Annotated in this window: 17 protein-coding genes; 6 read left to right on the top strand and 11 right to left on the bottom strand. The window is 73.9% G+C overall.

From position 1 onward, the window contains the following. Positions 1-45: 45 nt before the first annotated feature. The 4 genes from VFC33_16715 to VFC33_16700 form a co-directional block, all read right to left on the bottom strand. Entirely contained in the window at positions 46-612 is a 567-nt protein-coding gene (locus tag VFC33_16715; protein ID HZR14883.1) for a VOC family protein, read from the bottom strand. A 48-nt stretch (positions 613-660) separates the two neighbouring features. Further along, a complete protein-coding gene (locus VFC33_16710) occupies positions 661-1,707 on the bottom strand; it encodes a peptidylprolyl isomerase (GenBank protein ID HZR14882.1) in 1,047 nt (348 codons plus the stop codon). Positions 1,708-1,781: 74 nt separating this feature from the next. Further along, a complete protein-coding gene (locus tag VFC33_16705; protein HZR14881.1) occupies positions 1,782-2,018 on the bottom strand; it encodes a hypothetical protein in 237 nt (78 codons plus the stop codon). A gap of 90 nt (positions 2,019-2,108) precedes the next feature. Next, positions 2,109-4,754 (bottom strand): bifunctional diguanylate cyclase/phosphodiesterase, encoded by a 2,646-nt coding sequence (locus tag VFC33_16700; protein HZR14880.1) that lies wholly within the window; start codon positions 4,752-4,754, stop codon positions 2,109-2,111. A gap of 52 nt (positions 4,755-4,806) precedes the next feature. On the opposite strand from VFC33_16700, the gene VFC33_16695 reads away from it, so the two are divergent. From VFC33_16695 to VFC33_16685, 3 genes are all read left to right on the top strand, one after another. Next, positions 4,807-5,445, top strand: coding sequence for a DUF6790 family protein (locus VFC33_16695; GenBank protein HZR14879.1), 639 nt, complete (start codon positions 4,807-4,809; stop codon positions 5,443-5,445). A gap of 267 nt (positions 5,446-5,712) precedes the next feature. Then, positions 5,713-8,094, top strand: coding sequence for a hypothetical protein (locus VFC33_16690; GenBank protein HZR14878.1), 2,382 nt, complete (start codon positions 5,713-5,715; stop codon positions 8,092-8,094). After that, positions 8,091-8,720 carry a hypothetical protein gene (locus tag VFC33_16685; protein ID HZR14877.1) on the top strand — a complete coding sequence of 210 codons (630 nt, stop codon included), beginning with the start codon at positions 8,091-8,093 and terminating at the stop codon, positions 8,718-8,720. The genes VFC33_16690 and VFC33_16685 overlap by 4 nt, the downstream gene beginning before the upstream one ends. Here VFC33_16685 and VFC33_16680 read toward each other — a convergent pair. Further along, on the bottom strand, positions 8,647-9,690 hold the full coding sequence (locus VFC33_16680; protein HZR14876.1) for a GNAT family N-acetyltransferase: 1,044 nt from the start codon (positions 9,688-9,690) through the stop codon (positions 8,647-8,649). The two genes, VFC33_16685 and VFC33_16680, sit on opposite strands and share 74 nt — an antisense overlap. A gap of 9 nt (positions 9,691-9,699) precedes the next feature. Then, on the bottom strand, positions 9,700-10,806 hold the full coding sequence (locus VFC33_16675; GenBank protein HZR14875.1) for a GNAT family N-acetyltransferase: 1,107 nt from the start codon (positions 10,804-10,806) through the stop codon (positions 9,700-9,702). Positions 10,807-10,885: 79 nt separating this feature from the next. On the opposite strand from VFC33_16675, the gene VFC33_16670 reads away from it, so the two are divergent. Next, positions 10,886-12,247, top strand: coding sequence for a hypothetical protein (locus VFC33_16670; protein ID HZR14874.1), 1,362 nt, complete (start codon positions 10,886-10,888; stop codon positions 12,245-12,247). On the opposite strand, the gene VFC33_16665 is transcribed toward VFC33_16670, so the two are convergent. Then, complete coding sequence (locus VFC33_16665) at positions 12,204-13,226, bottom strand: glycoside hydrolase family 16 protein (protein HZR14873.1); 1,023 nt, start codon at positions 13,224-13,226, stop codon at positions 12,204-12,206. The genes VFC33_16670 and VFC33_16665 overlap by 44 nt on opposite strands. A 268-nt stretch (positions 13,227-13,494) precedes the next feature. Here VFC33_16665 and VFC33_16660 point away from each other — a divergent pair, with 268 nt between their 5' ends. Together VFC33_16660 and VFC33_16655 are read left to right on the top strand one after the other, a co-directional pair. Further along, positions 13,495-14,241, top strand: coding sequence for a glycoside hydrolase family 16 protein (locus VFC33_16660; GenBank protein HZR14872.1), 747 nt, complete (start codon positions 13,495-13,497; stop codon positions 14,239-14,241). A gap of 43 nt (positions 14,242-14,284) precedes the next feature. Then, entirely contained in the window at positions 14,285-15,448 is a 1,164-nt protein-coding gene (locus tag VFC33_16655) for a GNAT family N-acetyltransferase (protein HZR14871.1), read from the top strand. Here the strand turns inward: VFC33_16655 and VFC33_16650 are convergent. The 4 genes from VFC33_16650 to modA all read right to left on the bottom strand — a co-directional run bounded on the left by VFC33_16650 (position 15,436) and on the right by modA (position 18,576). Next, positions 15,436-16,491, bottom strand: a complete 1,056-nt coding sequence (locus VFC33_16650; protein ID HZR14870.1) for an ABC transporter ATP-binding protein — start codon at positions 16,489-16,491, stop codon at positions 15,436-15,438. The two genes, VFC33_16655 and VFC33_16650, sit on opposite strands and share 13 nt — an antisense overlap. 13 nt (positions 16,492-16,504) lie before the next feature. Further along, positions 16,505-17,323 carry an ABC transporter permease gene (locus tag VFC33_16645; GenBank protein HZR14869.1) on the bottom strand — a complete coding sequence of 273 codons (819 nt, stop codon included), beginning with the start codon at positions 17,321-17,323 and terminating at the stop codon, positions 16,505-16,507. Beyond that, complete coding sequence (locus tag VFC33_16640) at positions 17,320-17,724, bottom strand: TOBE domain-containing protein (GenBank protein ID HZR14868.1); 405 nt, start codon at positions 17,722-17,724, stop codon at positions 17,320-17,322. The genes VFC33_16645 and VFC33_16640 overlap by 4 nt, the downstream gene beginning before the upstream one ends. A gap of 66 nt (positions 17,725-17,790) precedes the next feature. Beyond that, positions 17,791-18,576: a molybdate ABC transporter substrate-binding protein gene (gene modA / locus VFC33_16635; GenBank protein HZR14867.1), complete on the bottom strand. Its 786-nt coding sequence runs from the start codon at positions 18,574-18,576 to the stop codon at positions 17,791-17,793. Positions 18,577-18,604 lie beyond the last annotated feature (28 nt).

The following is an 18,604-nucleotide window of genomic DNA, read 5'->3' as shown; positions in this document are numbered from 1 at the left end:
ACTCCCCACGCCCTCGTTCCGTGAAGGCGGGATCGAGCGGTGGCGTCAGACGAGATGCGTCTCGGGGAGGGAGCGCAGCGTGCCGTCGCTCTCCAGCTCGCGGACCGCGGCGACGGGGTCGGCGTCCGCGAAGAGGCGGCGGTCCGAGTAGTCGGTCTCGCCCGCGGTGCCGTCGACGACCCACCAGGACGCCTCGAGCGCGATGCCGTTCGGGTCCGTGAAGTAGATCGACCGGATGAAGCCGTGGTCGACGACATCGGTGACCTCGCAGTGCGCGGCCTTCAGGCGCCGTTGCAGCGCATGCAACGCCTCCTCGTCCGCGACGTCCAGCGAGAGATGGTCGAACTGCGCGGCGCGCGCGTCAGGGATGCCCGCCGGCTTGGCGAACGGCGTCGCGGGCGCGTTCGTGTACTCGAAGAACGCGATCGTGTTCTTCGAGCCGATCTGGAAGAAGTAGTGACGGAACTGCGGATGCCCGATCGTCGCGACGAGCCGCGCGCCGAGCACGCCGTGGTAGAAGCGCACGGTCGCGTCCATGTCGTTCGTGACGAGCGCGAGGTGGTTCACGCCCCGCCACGTGACGTTCGGGACGGTCGAGTCGTTCGTCGCCATGCGAGGCCCCCTTCGACGCGCGAGCCTCCAGGCTACCGGTCGCCGGTGTCAGCGGCTCGTGGTCGTCGGCGCAGCCGTCGTCGCGGTCGTGGAGCTCGTGCTCGACCGCGCCGTCGTCGACGTCGTCGGCGTGCGCGCCTCCACCTGGCCCTGGCCGTTCTTCACGACCCAGCGGCCGTAGCGTGCCGCGACCTCCACCTTCGCGGCGGCCATCCGCTTCACGAGCGCCTGCATGCCCTGCGGGCTCTGCTCGACGAGGTCGACCCGGATCTCGTCTGCGACGGAGGCCAGCGGCACTGCGGTCCGCACGTTGTCGACCTTGATGACGTGCCAGCCGTACTGCGTGTGGACGGGCGCCGAGACCTTCCCGACCGGGGTCGCGTTCGCCGCCGCGGTGAACGTCGCGTCGAGCTGCTGGTTGTCGATGCACCCGAGCGCGCCACCGCGCGATGCCGACGCCGTGTCCGTGGACTCCTTCTGCGCGAGCTGGCTGAAGTTCGCGCCCGCGGCGAGCTGCGCTTCCACCTGCTGGGCGGCCTGCTGCGTGGCCACGAGGATGTGCGACACGAGCCGTCCCGACGGACAGTTCTGCGCGAGCGACTGCTCGTAGTCGGCCTGGACGTCGGCGTCGGTGGGCTTCTTCGCGTGCGTGCGCACGATGGCGGGGACGTTGGCGTAGCGCGCCAGCACTTCGTCCCGGAACCACTTCGGGAACGCCGCGAACACGCTCGCGTCGCCGAAGTACCCGTCGGCCCACGTCTGGGCGGCGGCCCGGTCGTCGCTCGTGACGTGCACGTGCTCGCGCGCGACGGCCTGCGCGGCGACCTCCGTCTCGACCACTGCGGTCATCCACGTCGCGTCGATCGTGGCCGACGCGCCGGGCGCGGCGAGCTGTGACTGCAGCTGCGGGTTGGCGCGGATCGCACCGAGCTCGCGGTCGACCGTCTTCTGCGAGACCGGCTGGCCGTCGACCGTGACCGCCGCTGCCTCGCTCGCCGAGCACGCGGCCGCCGCGAACAGGACGAGCGCGACCGCGGCGGCGAGCAGCGCACGCGCGACGGGGCGCGCGCGAGCGGTGCGGAACGTCGATGCCATGGAGGGCAGCATCGCGCGGCCGCCCGTGGCGGCAACGTCGCCTCCGTCGGGCGCGCCGCGCCGCGGCGGGCGGGTCAGTCGGCGGACAGCGAGGCGATCGTCAAGCCGAGCGCGGGACCGAACAGGACCACGGTCGACGCGACCCACGACACGACGACGGTGCGGTCGAGGCGCCGCGCCGTGCGCGGGTGGCGCGCCTCGAAGTCGCGACGGCCGACCACCAACAGGGCACCGAGCCCGACCAACCATCCGGTGAACGCGACGACCGCCGCGATCACGGCTGCGAGCGTCAGCGACGACGCTGCCAACATCTGCTGCTCCTCCTCGACGCGGCGTGACGGGTGGCGCGCGCGCACCCGGCCGGGACTTGCATGGAGACGCTCAGGCTAGCGGTGATGCGATCACGCGCCGGTGCCGACCGGATCCGCCGTGAACGACTCGACCGGTACCGGCCGGCCCGTGAGGTAGCCCTGGACGTGGTCGCACCCGAGCGCGCGCACGAGCGCGAGCTGCTCCGCGGTCTCGATCCCTTCGGCCACCACGACCGTGCCGAGCGCGTGCGCGGTGCCGACGACGAGCTCGAGGATCTGCGTCGCGGCGGGGTTCCCGTCCGCGGCGACGATGAGCGAGCGGTCGATCTTGATGATGTCGGCAGGCAGGTGCCGCAGGTGGGCGAGGGACGTGTAGCCGGTGCCGAAGTCGTCGATCGCGATGCGGACACCGAGGGCGCGGAGCCGTCCGAGATGGTCGGCCGCCAGCGCGAAGTCGTCGACGAGCGCGGTCTCGGTGATCTCGACGACGAGGCGCGACGGGTCGACACCCCGTTCGCGCAGCGCGCGCTGCACGTCGTCGACGACGGTCAGGCTCGTCAGGTGACGGCCCGACAGGTTCACCGAGACGTGGAACGCGTCGTGCCCACCGGGCTCGTGCGCGCCCCACGACGCGAGCTGCTCGCACGCGCGCTGCAGCGCCCAGCGGCCGATGTCGATCACGAGGTCGCTGGTCTCCGCGATCGGGATGAACGACCCGGGCGGGACGAGCTCGCCGTCGGGACGCTGCCAGCGCACGAGCGCCTCCGCGCCGACACGCAGGCACGCGGTCGTCACGACGGGCTGGTAGTGCAGGACGAGCTCGCCGTTGGCGAGCGCGGCGCGGACCTGGTCCTCGACGTCGGCGCAGCGGACGAGCTCGGTGAGCATCGCGTCGTCGAACCACCCCACGCGCCCGCTGCCGCTCGCGCTCGCGAGCTCGGCGGCGAGCCCGGCGTCGCGCAGGAGCGCGTCGGGGTCCGCGGTGCAGTCGACGCCGAGCGCGACACCGACGCACGCACTCACGCGCGTCACCGCCGCGCCGAGTGCCACCGGCTCGCGGACGACGTCGAGCAGCCGCGTCGCGAGGTGCTCGACGTCGCGCGGGTCGTCGATCCCCTCGCTGACGACCGCGAGCTCGTCGCCGCCGACGCGGGCCACGACGTCCCCGGCGCGCACTGCTGCGAGGATCCGCTCGGCGACGACGCACAGCGTGCGGTCGCCCGCGTCGTGGCCGTAGCGGTCGCTGACGCGCTTCACCCCGTCGACGTGGACGTGGAGCACCGCGACACCCCGTCCGGCGCGGCGGCACCGGGCGACCGCATGCGCGATCACGCCGAGGGCGCTCGTCCGGTTGGGGAGGCCGGTGAGCGCGTCGTGGGTCGCCTCGAACGCCAGTCGACGGGCGAGCTCCTCGCGCTCCTCCATCGAGTGCGAGAGCCGCGCGACCGACGCGTGGAGCAGCGCGCCGAGCCGGCCCGGGACGGGCTGCGCGAGCGTCTCGTCGTCGAAGCGACCTTCGGACAGCGCGCCGACCTGCGACTCGACGAGGCGCAGGTTCGCGACGACCTCGTCCATGGTGGCCGACACCGCGACCAGCTCGCGCGGACCGCGCCCGGACGGAGGCGTACCGGACAGGTCCCCCTCGCTCACGCGCGTCGCGCGGTTCGCGAGCTCGAGGAGCGGGCGCCCGATGGAGCGCGCGACCGCGACCGCGAGCGCGAACGCGAGGACGACGAGCGCGCCGGCGACCCCCACCGTCAAGCGGAGGTTCGCGATCGCGTCGTCGTACAACCGCGCCGCTTCGGTGCGGGCCTGGCCGGCGACCTGCTCGGTCAGCCCGTCGTAGAGGTCGAGACGGCGCATCCCGTCGGTGAAGATCTGACCCAGCCGGGCGAGGTCGAAGCTCGGCAGGTCCGGCGGCGCGAGCGACGCGAGGAGGTCGGCCTCGGCCGCGGTGCGCGTCGACGCGGGATCGTGCGCCGCCGCGTGCCAACGCGCGAGCACCGGCTTCGTCGCGAGGCCGTCGATCCCGGTCTCGGCGGCGTTCAGGATGCCGATCCCCTCGCGCAGGTACGCGAGCGACGCGGCACGGTCCTTCGGGGCGCTCGGCGCGAGGAGCCGCCCGAACGCGTCGAGCTGCACACCGACGCCGATCGCGGCCTGGTCGGCGCGGCGGAGGACGGTCAGGTCGCGGCGGAGCGCGACGGACGAGGCGTCGCCGAACGACGCGTCGTCGGCGTCCTGGAGCGCCGCCGTCGACGCGTTCGTCACGTCGGTCTGGATCGACGACATGCCCGCGAGGAGCGCGTCGACGTCGCCCGGATCCCGGTCGAGGTGGGCCCGCAGCGCGCGGAGACGGGCGAACGTCGTGGTCAGCCGGCCGGGGTCGCGCAACGTGCGGACGAGGCGGTCCAGTGTCCGGCGGTCGCGATCGCGGCGGGCGACGAGGTCCGTGTGGAAGAGGTGGCTCATCACGTCCGCCCCGACGCCGTACTGGCTGCCGGTCGCGAGCACACCGGCGGCGAACGCCTCGTCGGCGAGCGTGATCCGCAGCTCGAGCAGGTCCGACGCGCGAGTCACTCGCTGCTCGACCTCGTGGGCGCGTGACGCCATGACCGCGCGCTCGTACGCCTCGTACCCCCCGAACAGCGCCAGGCCGAGCGCGGGGACGAGCACGAGCGCGACGAGCCGCGTGCGGACGCGCGACGGTCGGCGGCGAGGTGTGATACCGGCCACGGCGCAATGATCGGCGGGCCGCGCAGGCGGGCAAGTGATTCGTGACGCGAGCATGACGTGGGTCACGGCGTCACCGGCGCGCGCGTTCCGCTCGAGCGGGCGGGACGACGCGCCGATGAACACGGTCATGAGCGAGGCGGTGGTGACGGGCGACACGACGACGGGGACCACGAACGGCACGACCGCACCGGGGACCGCGGGCGGCGGCGGGGTCACGGGGTTCCTGCGTGACGCCGGCGTCCTCCTCGTCGGCCCGGTGCTGTGGCTGGTGTCGACGGTGGTCTTCGTCCTCGTGCACGGCGCGCACGGCTGGGAGCACCAGGCGCTGCGCAACGGCCTGATGTACGGCGTCGGCGTCGGTGGGCTCGTCGCCGCGATCGGTCACACCGTGTTCGCCGACCAGGTCGCCGAGTCGATCGGCTGGCCGACGCACAGCGGGTTCCAGTTCGAGGTCGCGATGGCGAACCTCGGCCTCGGGGTCCTCGGCATGTGGTGCGAGTTCACGCACAGTCGCAGCTTCTGGCTGGCGACCATCGTCATGACCACCGTGTACCTCGTCGGCGCGGCGGCCGGGCACGTCCGCGACATGGTCGTGGAGCACAACTTCTCGGTGAACAACGCCGGCTTCATCTTCTACTGGGACTGGATGATGCCGGCGGCGCTGATCGCCCTGTACGCCGCCACGCGCTGAGCTCACTTCCCCCGCATGCGCCGCCGGGCGACCTCTGCCTGAGCCGTCGGCGCGCGCGTTGTCCCCGGTGCGGAGACCGCATACCGTGCAGAAGGGGCACGGCCCGGGGTCGGCCGGCTCCACGGGCAGCGCGGCGAGGGTACGTAACCAGGCACGCCGGACGCGCCGGCTGCGGCGCGGGCAGGACAGCACGGCTTCCTGTGGGCGAGGGGGAAGCATGGTCGCCGACGACCAGGACGTCGCCGCAACGGACCACGGCCGCACGCCGTGACGGGGCTGCCCACGCTGCCTCGCCCGGCATTGCGCGCCGGGCGCCGGGACGTCGTCGTGGTCGCGGCGTTGGTCCTGTGCGTCTTCACGCCGCTGCTGGTCGCGCTCGACGTCCCCGCGACCGTCCGCGGCCCGGTGGGCGTGGGCTTCTTCCTCGTCGTACCCGGCCTCGCGCTGACGTCGTTGCTCCGCCTCGAGGACCCCGTCACCGAGATGGGCCTCGTGTTCGGCGTCGGGCTCGCGCTGCTGACGCTCGGCGCGGAGGTCATGGTCAACCTCCGCACCTGGAACCCGGCTGTCGCGACGGACGTGGTCGCCGCGCTGAGCTTCGTCGCGCTGGGCGGCGTCCTCGTGTCGCGGGTGCGGCGGACCGCCGGGTCGGTGCATCCGGGGCCGGGCAGCACAACATCCGGCGACGTGGGCCGTGGCGACGCGCCCGCATTGCGGCCGACCGGCGCGTCGCGGGTGCACGACGACACCCGCGACGCGGTGGTCGGGAACCTCGCGCGCAGCGCCGAGCCGCAGCCCGCGCTCGCGGCGGTGTCGCCGTCGCCACCTGAGGGTCCGGCCCGGCGTCTGGACGCGGAGCTCGTCGTGCACACCGTGCTGCTCGCGGACGCCGCCGTCCTCTGGGCGGCGTCGCTCGGCCGCATGCACGTCGGTGGCGAGTCGGGCGTCGGCCTCGTGTCGGCGCTGCCGTGGACCTACTTCCTCGCGCTCGCGACGCTCGCCGTCGGGTTCGGATGGGCGATCGCATCACGACGCGACGACGGTCACAACACGCTCGTCCTCGCCGCGTACACGGTGCTGCTCGTGCTCGTCCTCCACGCGACGACTGCCGCGCTCTATCCCGAGCCGCGCTACGCGTGGGTGTACAAGCATCTCGGCGTCATCCGGTACATCTCCGTGCACGGCAGCGTGGACCGGGACGTCGACATCTACCAGAACTGGCCCGGGTTCTTCGCGCTCGCCGCGTGGTTCAGCCGCGTGACGGGGTGGAGCCCGATCTCGTTCGCGGCATGGGCGCAACCCGCGTTCGAGCTGCTGAACGTGGCGGCGTTGGTGTTCTGCTTCCGCGGCCTCACCCGTGACCGGCGCGTCATCTGGTGCGCGGTGTGGATCTTCCTCGCCGCGAACTGGCTCGGGCAGGACTACCTCTCGCCACAGGCCTTCGCGTTCTTCGAAGGGATGATCGTCGTCGGCATCGTGCTGCGCTGCGCGCGGCGGGACTGGGCGGCGACGACGCGCGCCGGGCAGCGATGGGCGCGCGCCGCGGACTGGGGGTTCGCCCGTCTCCACGGCGCGACGTCGACCCGCGCGCGCTTCGGCGCGCCGCTCGGTCCGCCCGCCGCGCTCCTCTGCGGCGCGCTCTGCTTCGCCGCGGTCGTCGTCAGCCACCAGCTGACCCCGTTCGTGATCGTGGTGCTCGTCGCCGTGCTCGTCGCGCTGCGCCAGGCCCGGCCGGTCTGGCTCCCGCTCGTGATGCTCGCGGCGACGTTCGCGTGGCTCGCCTTCGCGTGGCCGTTCGTGTCGAACCACTTCGCGCTGTTCAACCCGGGCGCCGTGTCCACCGCGCACCCGTCCGGGTTCCGCGCCGGCCACGCGCTACCCGGCGTCCACGTGGTCGACCTCGCGAAGGTCGCGCTCGTCGCGGGCGTCGTCGTGCTCGCCGCGGTCGGGCTCCTGCTCCGCATGCGCGAGCGGCGGGCCGATCTCACGGTCGCCGCACTCGCCGCCGCGCCGATCGTGCCGGCCGCGTTGCAGTCGTACGGCGGCGAGGGCTGGCTGCGGGCGCTCCTCTTCGCGCTCCCCTGGTTGGCGTTCCTCGCCGCGCCCGTCTGCCTGCGCCTCCCACGCGCGACGGGCCTGCGCGCGTCGTGGTCGCGGCTCGCGTCCGTGACTGTCATCAGCGCGGTGCTCCTCCCGCTGCTGCTGTTCGCGTACTTCGGGCAGGAGACGGTCGACTACATGAGCCGGTCCGACGTCGCGGTGAACCGGTGGTACCTGCAGCACGCCCCGGACGGGTCGGTCGTCGCGTTCGTGGCGGGCAACTCGCCGGCCCGCCTCGACGCCCGGTACGCCGCCATGTCCGTCGGCGACGGCGCGACGACCGTGACGGACCTGCCCGGCATGGACGGCCGGACGTTCCGGACCGCCGATCTCGCGCGCATCGTCGACATGTTGTCCTCGCAACGCGGCACCGCGCGGTACCTCGTGTCGAGCCCGAGCCAGACTCGATTCCTCGCGTACTACGGGATCGTCCCCGACGGGTGGGTCCGACAGCTGGACGACGCGCTCGCGTTCTCGCCGCGCTTCAAGCTGGTGGCCCGCGACGGTGACGCACTCGTGTACCAGCTCGTCCCGGGACCGCGTTCGTGACGACGAGCCGGCAGACACCGATGCGCGCCGTGCTGCGACGCGCGCATCTTCGCGTCGCGGGGTCGCGGTTCGGGCGCGTGTGCGACGTGCGCGTGGTCGCGCGCGTCACGGACACGCTGTACACGATGACGGTCGAGGACGTGCTGGCGATGCTCGACGCGCTCGCGGCGGCCGGCGTGCACGCGTGGCTCGCGGGCGGCTGGGGTGTGGACGCGCTGCTCGGTCGCCAGACGCGCCCGCACACCGACCTCGACCTCATGGTGGACGACGCGCCGGCGACGGTCGCCGCCGCGACGCGCGCGCTCGTCGCGGGCGGGCTGCGCCGCGTGACCGAGCGCCCGGCCAGCGGGCCGATGCCCGCTCACGTGCTGTTCGCCGACCTCACCGGCCGCAGTGTCGACCTCCTCGCCGTCGCGAGCGCCGATGACGCGCTTGCGCCCGTCACCGGCGTGCTCGCGGGCCGTCCGGTGCCGTGCCTGCCCGCGCCCGCGCAGGTGCGGCTCCACCAGGGGATCCCGCTCTCCCGAGCGGCGCGCGCGGACATCGCCGCGCTCATGCGGGCCCCGGCTCCTGGAACCGGATTGCCCGCTTCACCGCCGTCCGCAGCGCGCGATCGACACGGCTGATCGGCAGGCGCTCGTACCGGTAGTCGGCATAGTCGTGCGGGGTCGCGCCGAACTGCTCCTTGAAGCGCGCCAGCGAGCTCGACGCGCCGGACTCGCCCATGTGGTACGCCGACGCCCCGCTCGCTGCCGCGGCGCGGATCTCGTGCCAGTGCAACGCGTAGTTCGCGTAGCAGCGTGCGGCCGTCTCCTTGTGCATCGCGCCGTGCGTGTAGTGCGCGTTCGGCCCGGTGAGGACGATCGTCCCCGCGACCGGCTCGCCCTGCCACGACGCGAGCGAGACGCGGCACCGCCCCGAGAGCGCGTCCACCGTCCGCTGCCACGCGCCCACCGAGTCACGACGCGCGCGCCAACGTGCCATCCACGCGGGCTCGTGACCACCGCGCGCCCAGCGCTCGCGCGACTCGTCGAGCAGCTCGAAGAACGCGGGCAGCAGCGCACCCGAGCAGTCGGTCTCGATGTGGACCTCGGCGCGCTCGGCGCGCCGCACACCGCGCCGGCCGTTCCCGGGCATGCGGGCCCACAGCGCGTCGACACCGTCGCGCAGGTCGACGACGTGCGCGCGCCGGCGGGTACGGGCCCAGCCCGGCGGGCAGGCACGCTCCCAGTGCTCGCCCTGCAGCGGATTGGGCCAGATGGCGAGGGCGAGGAGACCACCGGTGGTGGCCGCGAGGTCGGCGACGATCGCCGCGACGACGTCCGCGGTGGTCCCACCCTCGGCGACGACGCCGCCGAACCCGTACGTCGCCGGGTACGAGCCCTCGACGCCCGCGAACCGGGGGAAGCGCCGGTCGCGCACGAGCGGGAGCACCGCGAGCCGGCCTGTACCCGTCTCGTAGAGCCGGCTCGCGTCCACGAGATGGGCGGGCAGCGTGCCGAGCCACTCGGGCGTCTGGCTCGGCATCGCCTGCGGATCGGCGGACGCGACGCGCGCCCAGACGTCGCGTGGGACGGGCGTGGTGACGAACCGCACGCGCGAGCTCTACCCGAACCGGCGCCGGACGGGATCCGTGAACCGGTGCAGCGCGTCTCGCACATCCCCCGCGCGCGCCGCGGCGCGCGACTCGATGGCGAGCTCGAGCTTGCGGTGCTCGACCGCGCCGAACCGGCGCTTGAAGTGCTCGAGCGACTCGACGCCACTGGACTCGCCCATGTCGTACCAGCGGCACCCGATCGCACACGCGTGCTCGATCATCCGGCACTGCAGCAGCTCGTTCGCGCGCGTCCGCCGAACCGCGTCGCGGTCGCTCGCACCACGGAAGTACATCGCGTGCTCCCCGTTCGCCACCTCGATCGTCGCGGCGATGACGCGGCCTTCGTGGCGCGCGATCCAGGTCCGCCACCGGTCACCGAGGTGCGTGGCCAGCGCGGCGAGCTTCCGGCGCGGGTCGCGCCGCATCCCGAGCGCGCGGATCAACCGCCGGGGCAGGTGCCGTCGGTCGGCGCGCTCGTCGAGCCAGCGGAGATACACGTCGTAGAACAGCTCGATCCCCCGGGCGGACGGCTCGCACACGACCTCGACACCGGCACGCTCGGCGCGGCGCACCTTGGCGCGCATCGAGCTGTCGAGGATCTTGGACCAGAAGTGGTCGAAGCCCTCGGCGAGGTCGACGACGTGCGTGACACGCTCCTCGAGGCGCACCGACAGGTCCGCGCCGTGCGACGACACCGCTGCACGCCAGGCGTCGGCCCGCATCGGGTCGGCCGTCACGCTGACCCGCGCGAGGCCGAGACCGGCGAGATCGGCGAGGCACGCGGCGACGTCCTCCGGGCGCTCGGGCTCGCGCCCGAGGAAGCCGCCCGCACCCCATCCGTGAGGCATCGACGCCGCGACGGGCGCGACGCGGTGGCGCGCGAGGGGCAGCACGAGCAGCCGTCCGTCCGGTGCACGGTAGAGACGGCTCGCGTCGCGGTACGGCGCGGCCGTGCACAGCGCCCGCATCCACGCCGGTGTCTGGAACACACGTGCGTAGCGGTTCGTGTCGACGAGCGAGCACCACACGTCCCGGGGGACCGCGCTCGCGACCGCGTAGCCCGACGGATCCGCCGCGCTGGTTCCCGTGAGCGGGACGAGCCCCGTCGCATCCATGCGAACCCCCCGAGCGATCGGCGCGGCGATGCTAGCGACGGCCCCCGGCCGAGGTGCCGTCGGTAGCCTGTGCCGCGGGATGAGGCTCGGCTGGCGCACGCCGGTTGCGGAGCGGATGGGGGCATGGCGCGGTGCCTTCACCGACCCGCTGTACCGCACGGCCTACAGCCTCATGGCGAACACCGTGCTGACGGCGGTCCTCGGTGTCGCGTTCTGGCTCGCCGCCGCGCGGCTGTTCTCGCGCAACGAGGTGGGACAGGACAGCGCGCTGATCAGCGCCATGATGGGCATCTCGGTCTTCTGCCAGCTGAACCTCAACAACGCGCTGACCCGGTTCCTGCCGGTGACACGGCGGTACACGGCCGGGATCGTCGGGCTCGCGTACGGGGCCAGCGCGCTCGTCTCGCTCGCGGTCGCGGTCGGGTTCGTGGTGCTCGTGCCCCGCTGGTCGTCGCAACTGCGCTTCCTCGCGCACGACCACGTGCTCGCGGCCGCGTTCTGCATCGTGCTGCCGTTGTGGGCCGTCTTCACCCTGCAGGACAGCGCGCTGACGGCGCTGCGCCGGGCGCCGTGGGTCGCGGTCGAGAACACGGTGTTCGGCGTCCTCAAGCTCGCCGCGCTCCCGGTGCTCCTCGCCCTCGGGACCGGCCACGGGATCTTCCTCGGGTGGACCGCGCCGCTCGTGCTCATCGTCGCCGTCGTCAACCTCCTCCTGTTCGCGCGGGTCGTACCGGTGCACCTGCGTGCCGCGCCCGACCGCGCCGCGAACGCGGACGCGATCGAACGTCCCGCGCTCGCGCGCTTCCTCGCGCTCGACTATCTCGCGTGGGCGCTGAGCAACGGCTTCGCGTACCTCCTGCCGCTGCTCGTCGTCGCGATGCTCGGGAGCCGCACGAACGCGTCGTTCTACATCGCGTACACCGTGAGCGCGTCGCTCAACATGTTGTTCCTCAACGCGGCGACCTCGCTCACGGTCGAGGGCGCGATGGCGGAGCAGCAGCTGGCCGAGTTGACGCGCCGCCTCGTCCGCAAGATGCTGCCGTTGCTGCTCGCGGGCGTCATCGTGTTGACCCTCGCCGCGCCGCTCGTGCTGCTGCCGTTCGGCGGCTCGTACGCGCGCCAGGGCGCGACCGTGCTGCGCCTGCTCGCCGTCGCGACGTTGTTCCGCTCCGTCGTCATCCTCTACTCGGCGGTCGCGCGCGTACGCGGCAGCGGCGGGCGCATCCTCGTGGCGAACGTCGCGCTCGTCGCGCTGCTCGTCGTCGCGACCGTCGCGTTCGGCGAGCGCTACGGGCTCACCGGGATCGGCGTCGGGTGGCTCGGCGCGCACGTCGTCGTCGCGGTGGCGCTCCTGCCGTCGCTCTCACGCCTCCTGCGCCAGTCGGCGGCCCCCGCGTTCAGCGCCGCCGGTACGCCACGACCCAGTCGATCTGCATCGTGACCCGCCGGGGGGTCCGCGCGTCCGGGCACGGCTGGTCCGGGTCGCCGCACGTGCCGGCCTGCGTCTGCGCGTCCAGCTCCATCGGCGTCGCGGGCACGCCGCTCGAGCGCACCACGGCCCACGTCCGGCCGTCGAGCGTGTAGGCGACGCGTCCCGGTGTCCACTCGACCCCGGCGACGTGCCAACGCGTGAAGTCGGCGTCCACGCTGCGCTGGATCTGGCGGCCCGAGCCGTAGTGCAGCGTCGCGGAGACGTGGTCGCGGTTCCCGCCGCCGTTCTCGGCGAAGTCGATCTCGGCGCCGGAGCTGGTGTCGTACGACGGCCACAGCAGCAGGATCGCCTGGACGCCGTCGCCGCGGTCGACGCGGAAGCGCACGAGGTACTTGCCGTAGGTCTGGCGCAGCCCGTGCGCGCTCGACATTCCCCCGGACACCCACCGGTTGCCGAAGCGGCGATCGCGATACGTCTCGAGGTTCGCGACGCCGTCGCGTACGACGACGTGCGACGGATCCCACCACCCGCCCGGGTCGCCCCCGGGCTCGCCCTCGTACGCACCCCATCTCGCGGTGTCGAGCGACCGACCGGTGAAGTCGTCGGCGAGCACGCGACGCCAGCCCGGCGGGTCGTCGCGCGGCATCGCGCGCGACGGTGGCGACGTGCGGAGCACGGACCACGCACCGAGCGCGACCGCGACCGCGGCGACCACCGCGATCGCTGCGGCCACCCGCCGGCGCGCCCGTTCGCGTCGCGCCTTGCGGCGCGCGTCGCCGCGCGGCCGGCGGCGGCGGTCCGTGCGTGGTCGGCGGCGGGGCCCGTGGTGACCGCCGGCAGGCCGCCGCGCCGGGAGGATCGTCTCGGGTGACTCGATGGGCGCGAACCCGCCGTCAGCGTCACCGTCGGGTCCGACCGACGAGCCGTTGCCTCGGTGCCACGGCCCGGGCGCGTCGCGACGGTCGCGCGTGGTCTCGCGGTCGGTCACGGAGCCGGGCGGGACGTCATACCGGTGTCCGGGCGAACGTACCGGAGCCGTCCAGGTCGTGCCGCGCGCGAATGACACACGGTGACCAGCCGATCGCGCTCAAGGCGCACACCGTCGCCGGTCGACACACGAACGACCGCCCGTCGACCGAAGCGAGCCCATGCCCCTGCCCGCGCGCCCGCGCCGTCAACTTCTCGGCTGTGTCGCCCTGCTGGTCCTCGTCGGCGCGTGCGCGGCGTGGTCGCCGGCCTCACCGGCGAGGAAGCCCGTGAGCGGGCCGTCGCCGGCACCGTCGGGCGAGACGATGCCCGGCGACGCGGGTCCCGGTTGGCGACGCGTCTTCGCCGACGACTTCACCGTCACGGTGCCGACCGGCAGCTTCCCCGCCGCGGTGGCGACCCGGTGGACGGCGTACCGCGACGGGTGGACCGACACGTCGGGCAACGGGACGTACACGCCGTCGAGCGTGCTGAGCCAGCACGACGGGGTGCTGGACTACTTCGTCCACACCGAGCACGGTGTCCACATGGTGTCGGCCCCGCTGCCGATCGTCCCGGGCGCGCCCGGACCCGAGGGCGGTCTGGTCGCGGGCCGGTACACGGTGCGGTTCCGTTCGGACGTCCTTCCGGGGTACAAGACGGCGTGGCTCCTGTGGCCCGACTCCGAGCGCTGGCCGACCGACGGCGAGATCGACTTCCCGGAGGCGCGCCTGGACGGCGCGGACACGACCACCGCGTTCATGCACCGCCAGGGGGGTTCGGGTCAGGACGCGTACGACTCCGGCATCGTCGAGGCAGGGACGGGATGGCACACGGCGACGATCGAGTGGATCCCGGGCTCGTGCCGGTTCACGCTCGACGGCCGGGTCCTCGGGACCTCCACCGCGCAGGTCCCCGACACGCCGATGCACCTCGTCCTGCAGACGGAGACGTACACGTCGGGTCCGCCGCCGTCGGACGCGGTCGCAGGCCACGTGCTCGTCGACTGGGTGACGGTGGACGTCCCCGCGAGCTGATCGCGCGGTCGCGGCACTGCGCTCGTGAAGGATGCGCGCGGTCGTGACGCGCGCCGACGCGCGAGAGCGGCACACGCGTGACCTCCGGGGCGGCCGCGAGCGCGAGCTCGTGCTCGTCACCACGCCCGCGCCGCGCGACGTCTGGCGTGCCGTGCTCGCGAGCGATCCCACCGCGATGCCGTCGCAGACGCCGGAGTGGCTCGACTGCGTGTGCGCCGCGGGTCCGTGGACGGACGCGAGCCGGCTGTACGAACGGGCCGGGGACCGGCCGGTCGTGCTGCCCGCGGTCCGTCGGGAATGGGCGCATGGTGCGCTGACGGTCGAGGCGTCGCTGCCCGCGGGGTGGGGACCGGGCGGCCCGCTGGCGCCCGGCGGTGCGGACGTCGACGACGTGGCCCTGGTCGCCGACGACGTCGCGCGGGTCGCGGCGTCGGGCGTGCTCGTGGCGAGCGTCCGCCCCGCGTTCGGCGCTGCCGCGACGTGGCGGGCGGCGCGCGTCGACGGGCTGGCGGTCGTGCCGCGCGTCGTGCACGTGCTCGACCTGGAGGGTGGCATCGACCAGGTGTGGGCGGAGCGCTTCACACCCCAGACGTGCCAGAGCCTGCGTCGCGCCGCCCGGCGCGCGGAGGACGCCGGTGTGACGATCGAGCGGGGGAACTCACCGCAGCTCGTCGACGAGCTCTACGACGTCTACCTCCGCTGGCTCGACGCGAGCGCGCGCCGGCGCGGCCTGCCGCGGTGGCTGGTACGCCAGGGCGGGATGCACGCCGATCCGCTGCGCAAGTTCCAGCTCGTCGCGCGCGCGCTCGGCGACGCGTGCACCGTGTACGTCGCGCGCGTCGGCGGCGTCGCCGCCGCGGCCGACCTCTGTGTGCGCCAGGGCGCGATCGCGATGGGGTGGCGTGGGATGAGCGACCGCGCGCTCGCCGGATCACTTCGGCTCAACGAGCTCCTGCACGAGCAGTCGATCCGCGACGCATGCGAGGCCGGGTGCCGGTGGTTCGACATGGGCGAGTCCGGGGGCGTCGACTCGCTCGTGAGCTTCAAGATTCGCCTGGGCGGCCGACCCTGCGCGCTGGCCGAGTACCGCGCGGAGCGCGTGCCGATCAGCGCGCTGCGCCGCATGGCGGCTCGAGAACGCGCGCGCGTCGAGTCCCTGCTCGCACGGGCGACGCCGACCCGCGGACGTACGACTCACGCCGGGTAGACGTCGATCTCCGTCGCCTTGAGCGACAGCCACACGCGCTCGCCCGGGCGGAGCGCGAGCGCGCGCACCGATGCCGCGGTCACCTCGGCGACGACGGGCAACGGCGCGGCGACGCGGACGCGCGCGCGGTCGCCGAGAGGCTCGACGGCGTCGATGGTGCCGGGCCACACGTTGCGCGGCGTGCCGGCCGGGCGCTCGCGGTGGAGCGCGACCGCGCGCGGTGCGACGACCGCGAGCACGTCGCCACGCGCGGCTGCCGCGGTCGTCAACGTGACGTCGTGGTCGCGCAGCACGACGCCGGTCCCGGTCGCGCGACCGCGATAGAGGTTCGTCCCGACGAGGCGCGCGACATACTCAGTTCGCGGGCGCGCCGTGATCTCGTCGGGCGTGCCGTGCTGCACGACGCGGCCGTCCTCGACGACGACGAGACGCTCGGCGAGGGTCATGGCCTCGAGCGCGTCGTGGGTCACGAGGATCCGCACGCCCGGGAACGTCGCGAGATGCCGCGCCAGGTCACGCCGCAGCGTGGTCGCCGTCGCTACGTCTGCCGCGGCGAGCGGTTCGTCGAGGAGCAACAGCGCGGGTTCGGTCACGAGCGCGCGCGCCAGCGCGACTCGTTGTGCCTGACCGCCCGACAGCTCGGCGGGCCGCGCGGCGGCGCGGTCCGCGAGCCCGACCCGCTCCAGCCACTCCCCCGCGCGCCGGCGTGCCTCCGCGCGGCGCGCGCCGCGGGCGCGCAGTCCGAACGCCACGTTGTCGAGCGCGCTCAGGTGCGGGAACAACAGGTACCGCTGGAACACGACGCCGACCGGCCGCGTCTCGGCGGGCACGAAGAGGTCGCGTCCCGGATCGTCGAGCACGACGTCGTCGAGCGTGACGTGCCCGTGGTCGAGCGCGACGAGCCCGGCCAGCGCACGGAGCAGCGTCGTCTTGCCGGCACCGTTCGGGCCGACGACCGCGACGGTCGTCCCGCTCGCGACGTCGAGCGACACGTCGAGCGCGAAGTCGCCCGCGTGTGCACCGACACGGGCGGTCAAGGCCATGACGAGCGGGAGCTCAACGCCCCAGCGCGCCGAGCCAGCGGTCGCGCAGGGCGACGATGACGATCACCGACACCGCGAGGAGCAACAGGCTCAGCACGATCGCGGCGTCGGGGTTCGGGCTCTCGAGCCGGACGTACACGAACAGCGGCAGCGTCTGCGTGTGTCCGGGCAGGTTGCCGGCGAACGTGATCGTCGCCCCGAACTCGCCGAGCGCGCGCGCCCAGCACAGCACCGCACCCGCGACGAGCGCCGGGCGCGCGAGGGGCAGCGTGACCTGGCGGAAGACGCGACCGCGCCGCGCGCCGAGCGTGCGCGCCGCCTCCTCGAGGTCGCGATCCGACGAGCGGAAGGCCGCCTCCGCGGTGAGCACCAGGAACGGCATGGCGACGAACGCCTCCGCGACCACCGCACCGGCGGTGCTGAACGGGAGGTGCACCCCGACCGCATCGAGCGCGCGACCCGCGAGCCCGCGACGCCCGAGGCCGTACAGGAGCGCGGTGCCGCCGACGACCGGCGGCAGCACCATGGGGAGAAGCGTGAGCGCGCGCACGAGCCCCTTGCCCCGGTACGGCACGCGCGCCTGGACCCACGCGAGCGGCACGCCGAGGACCACCGCGACGGCCGTCGCGCCGAGCGAGGTCACGAGCGACAGGCGCAGCGCGGTGAGCGCGTCGTGGCTCGTGAGCTCGTCCCACGCGGTGCGCCACGGGGCCTTCCACACGAGACCCGCGAGCGGGACCGCGAAGAACACGACGGCGACACCCGCGACCGCGATCGCGGCGACGGGGACGCGCTCGCGCTCGCGCTGCTTGCGCGCCGCGACGTCGGTCATGGGGCGTCGGCCGGGAGCTCGACGATGACGTTCGTCGCCTTGACGACCGCGACCGCGAGGACCCCGGGCGCGAGCTCGAGGTCGTCGGCCGCCTCACGAGTGAGCAGCGACACGATGCGGTGCCGACCGGCCTGCATCTCGACCTGCGCGGTCACCTTGTCGCGCACCACGCGTGTCACGATGCCGGTGAGCCGGTTGCGGGCCGACTGCCCGACGGCCGACCCGCCGAGGTCCTCCTCCCCGAGCGCCGTGGCGAACCGGGCCAGGTCCGCGCCGTCGATGACCCGGTGACCGCCCGCGGTTCGGGTCGCGTGAAGGCGGCCCTCGTCGGCCCAGCGCCGGACGGTGTCCGGGCTGACACCGAGCAACTCCGCGGCCACGCCGATCCGGTACGAGGGCACGGCGCCATCATAATCTCGCAGTTGCGAGGATCGATCTGGACCGACGCCGTCTGCTCGTCGGGCAGGTCACGCGGCCGGGAGGAAACCCGACGCGGTGAGCGCCGCCCGGCCCTCGGTAGACAGCACGGCGGCGACGAACGCACGCGCGGCCGCCGCGTGCCGGGCGTGCTTCACGACCGCGATCGGGTACGTCGCCACGACGTTCTGCGCGTCCGGGATCGTCACGCCCTGCACCTTCGGGCCGGCCGTGCGGACGTCGCTCGCGTAGACGATCGCGGCGTCCGCCTCGCCCGACGTCACCTTCGCGAGCGTCGACTGGACGTCGAGCTCGAGCGACTTGGGGTGCACCGTGACGTGCGCCTTCGCCAACGCCTGCCGGGCATAGTTCCCCGCCGGGACCGACGGGTCGGCGAGCACCACCGTGAGGTCGGGCCGCGCGAGGTCGGCGAGCCCCGTGACGTGCTTGGGGTTCCCGGCCGCGACGACGATCTCCAGCCGGTTGCGGGCGAACACCGACGGCGTGCCGACGACACCCGCGCGCTGCGCGGCGCGCATGGTCACCTCGTCCGCGGCCGCGAACACGTCGGCCGGTGCGCCCTGCTCGATCTGACGCTCGAGCGTCTGCGAGCCCGCGAACGAGAAGGTCACGTCGAGGCCGGGATCGCGCGTGCGCAGCTCGCGTTGCAGGGCACGGAACGGCGGCGCGAGTGACGCGGCCGCGAACACGGTCACCGGCCCGAGCGTGGGCGCGTCCTTCGCCCGTGCGGTGCTCGAGCTCGTCCCGCCGCATCCTGCCAGCACGAGGAGCAGCGTGACGAGCCCGACGACGAACCTGCGTGGATGCCGGTGCATGGCCGCAACGTATCTCGCTCGTGCGAGG

The sequence above is a fragment of the Acidimicrobiia bacterium genome (genome assembly GCA_035651955.1).
GTDB lineage: Bacteria > Actinomycetota > Acidimicrobiia > IMCC26256 > JAMXLJ01 > JAMXLJ01.
This window is presented reverse-complemented; position numbering and strand designations above follow the sequence as displayed.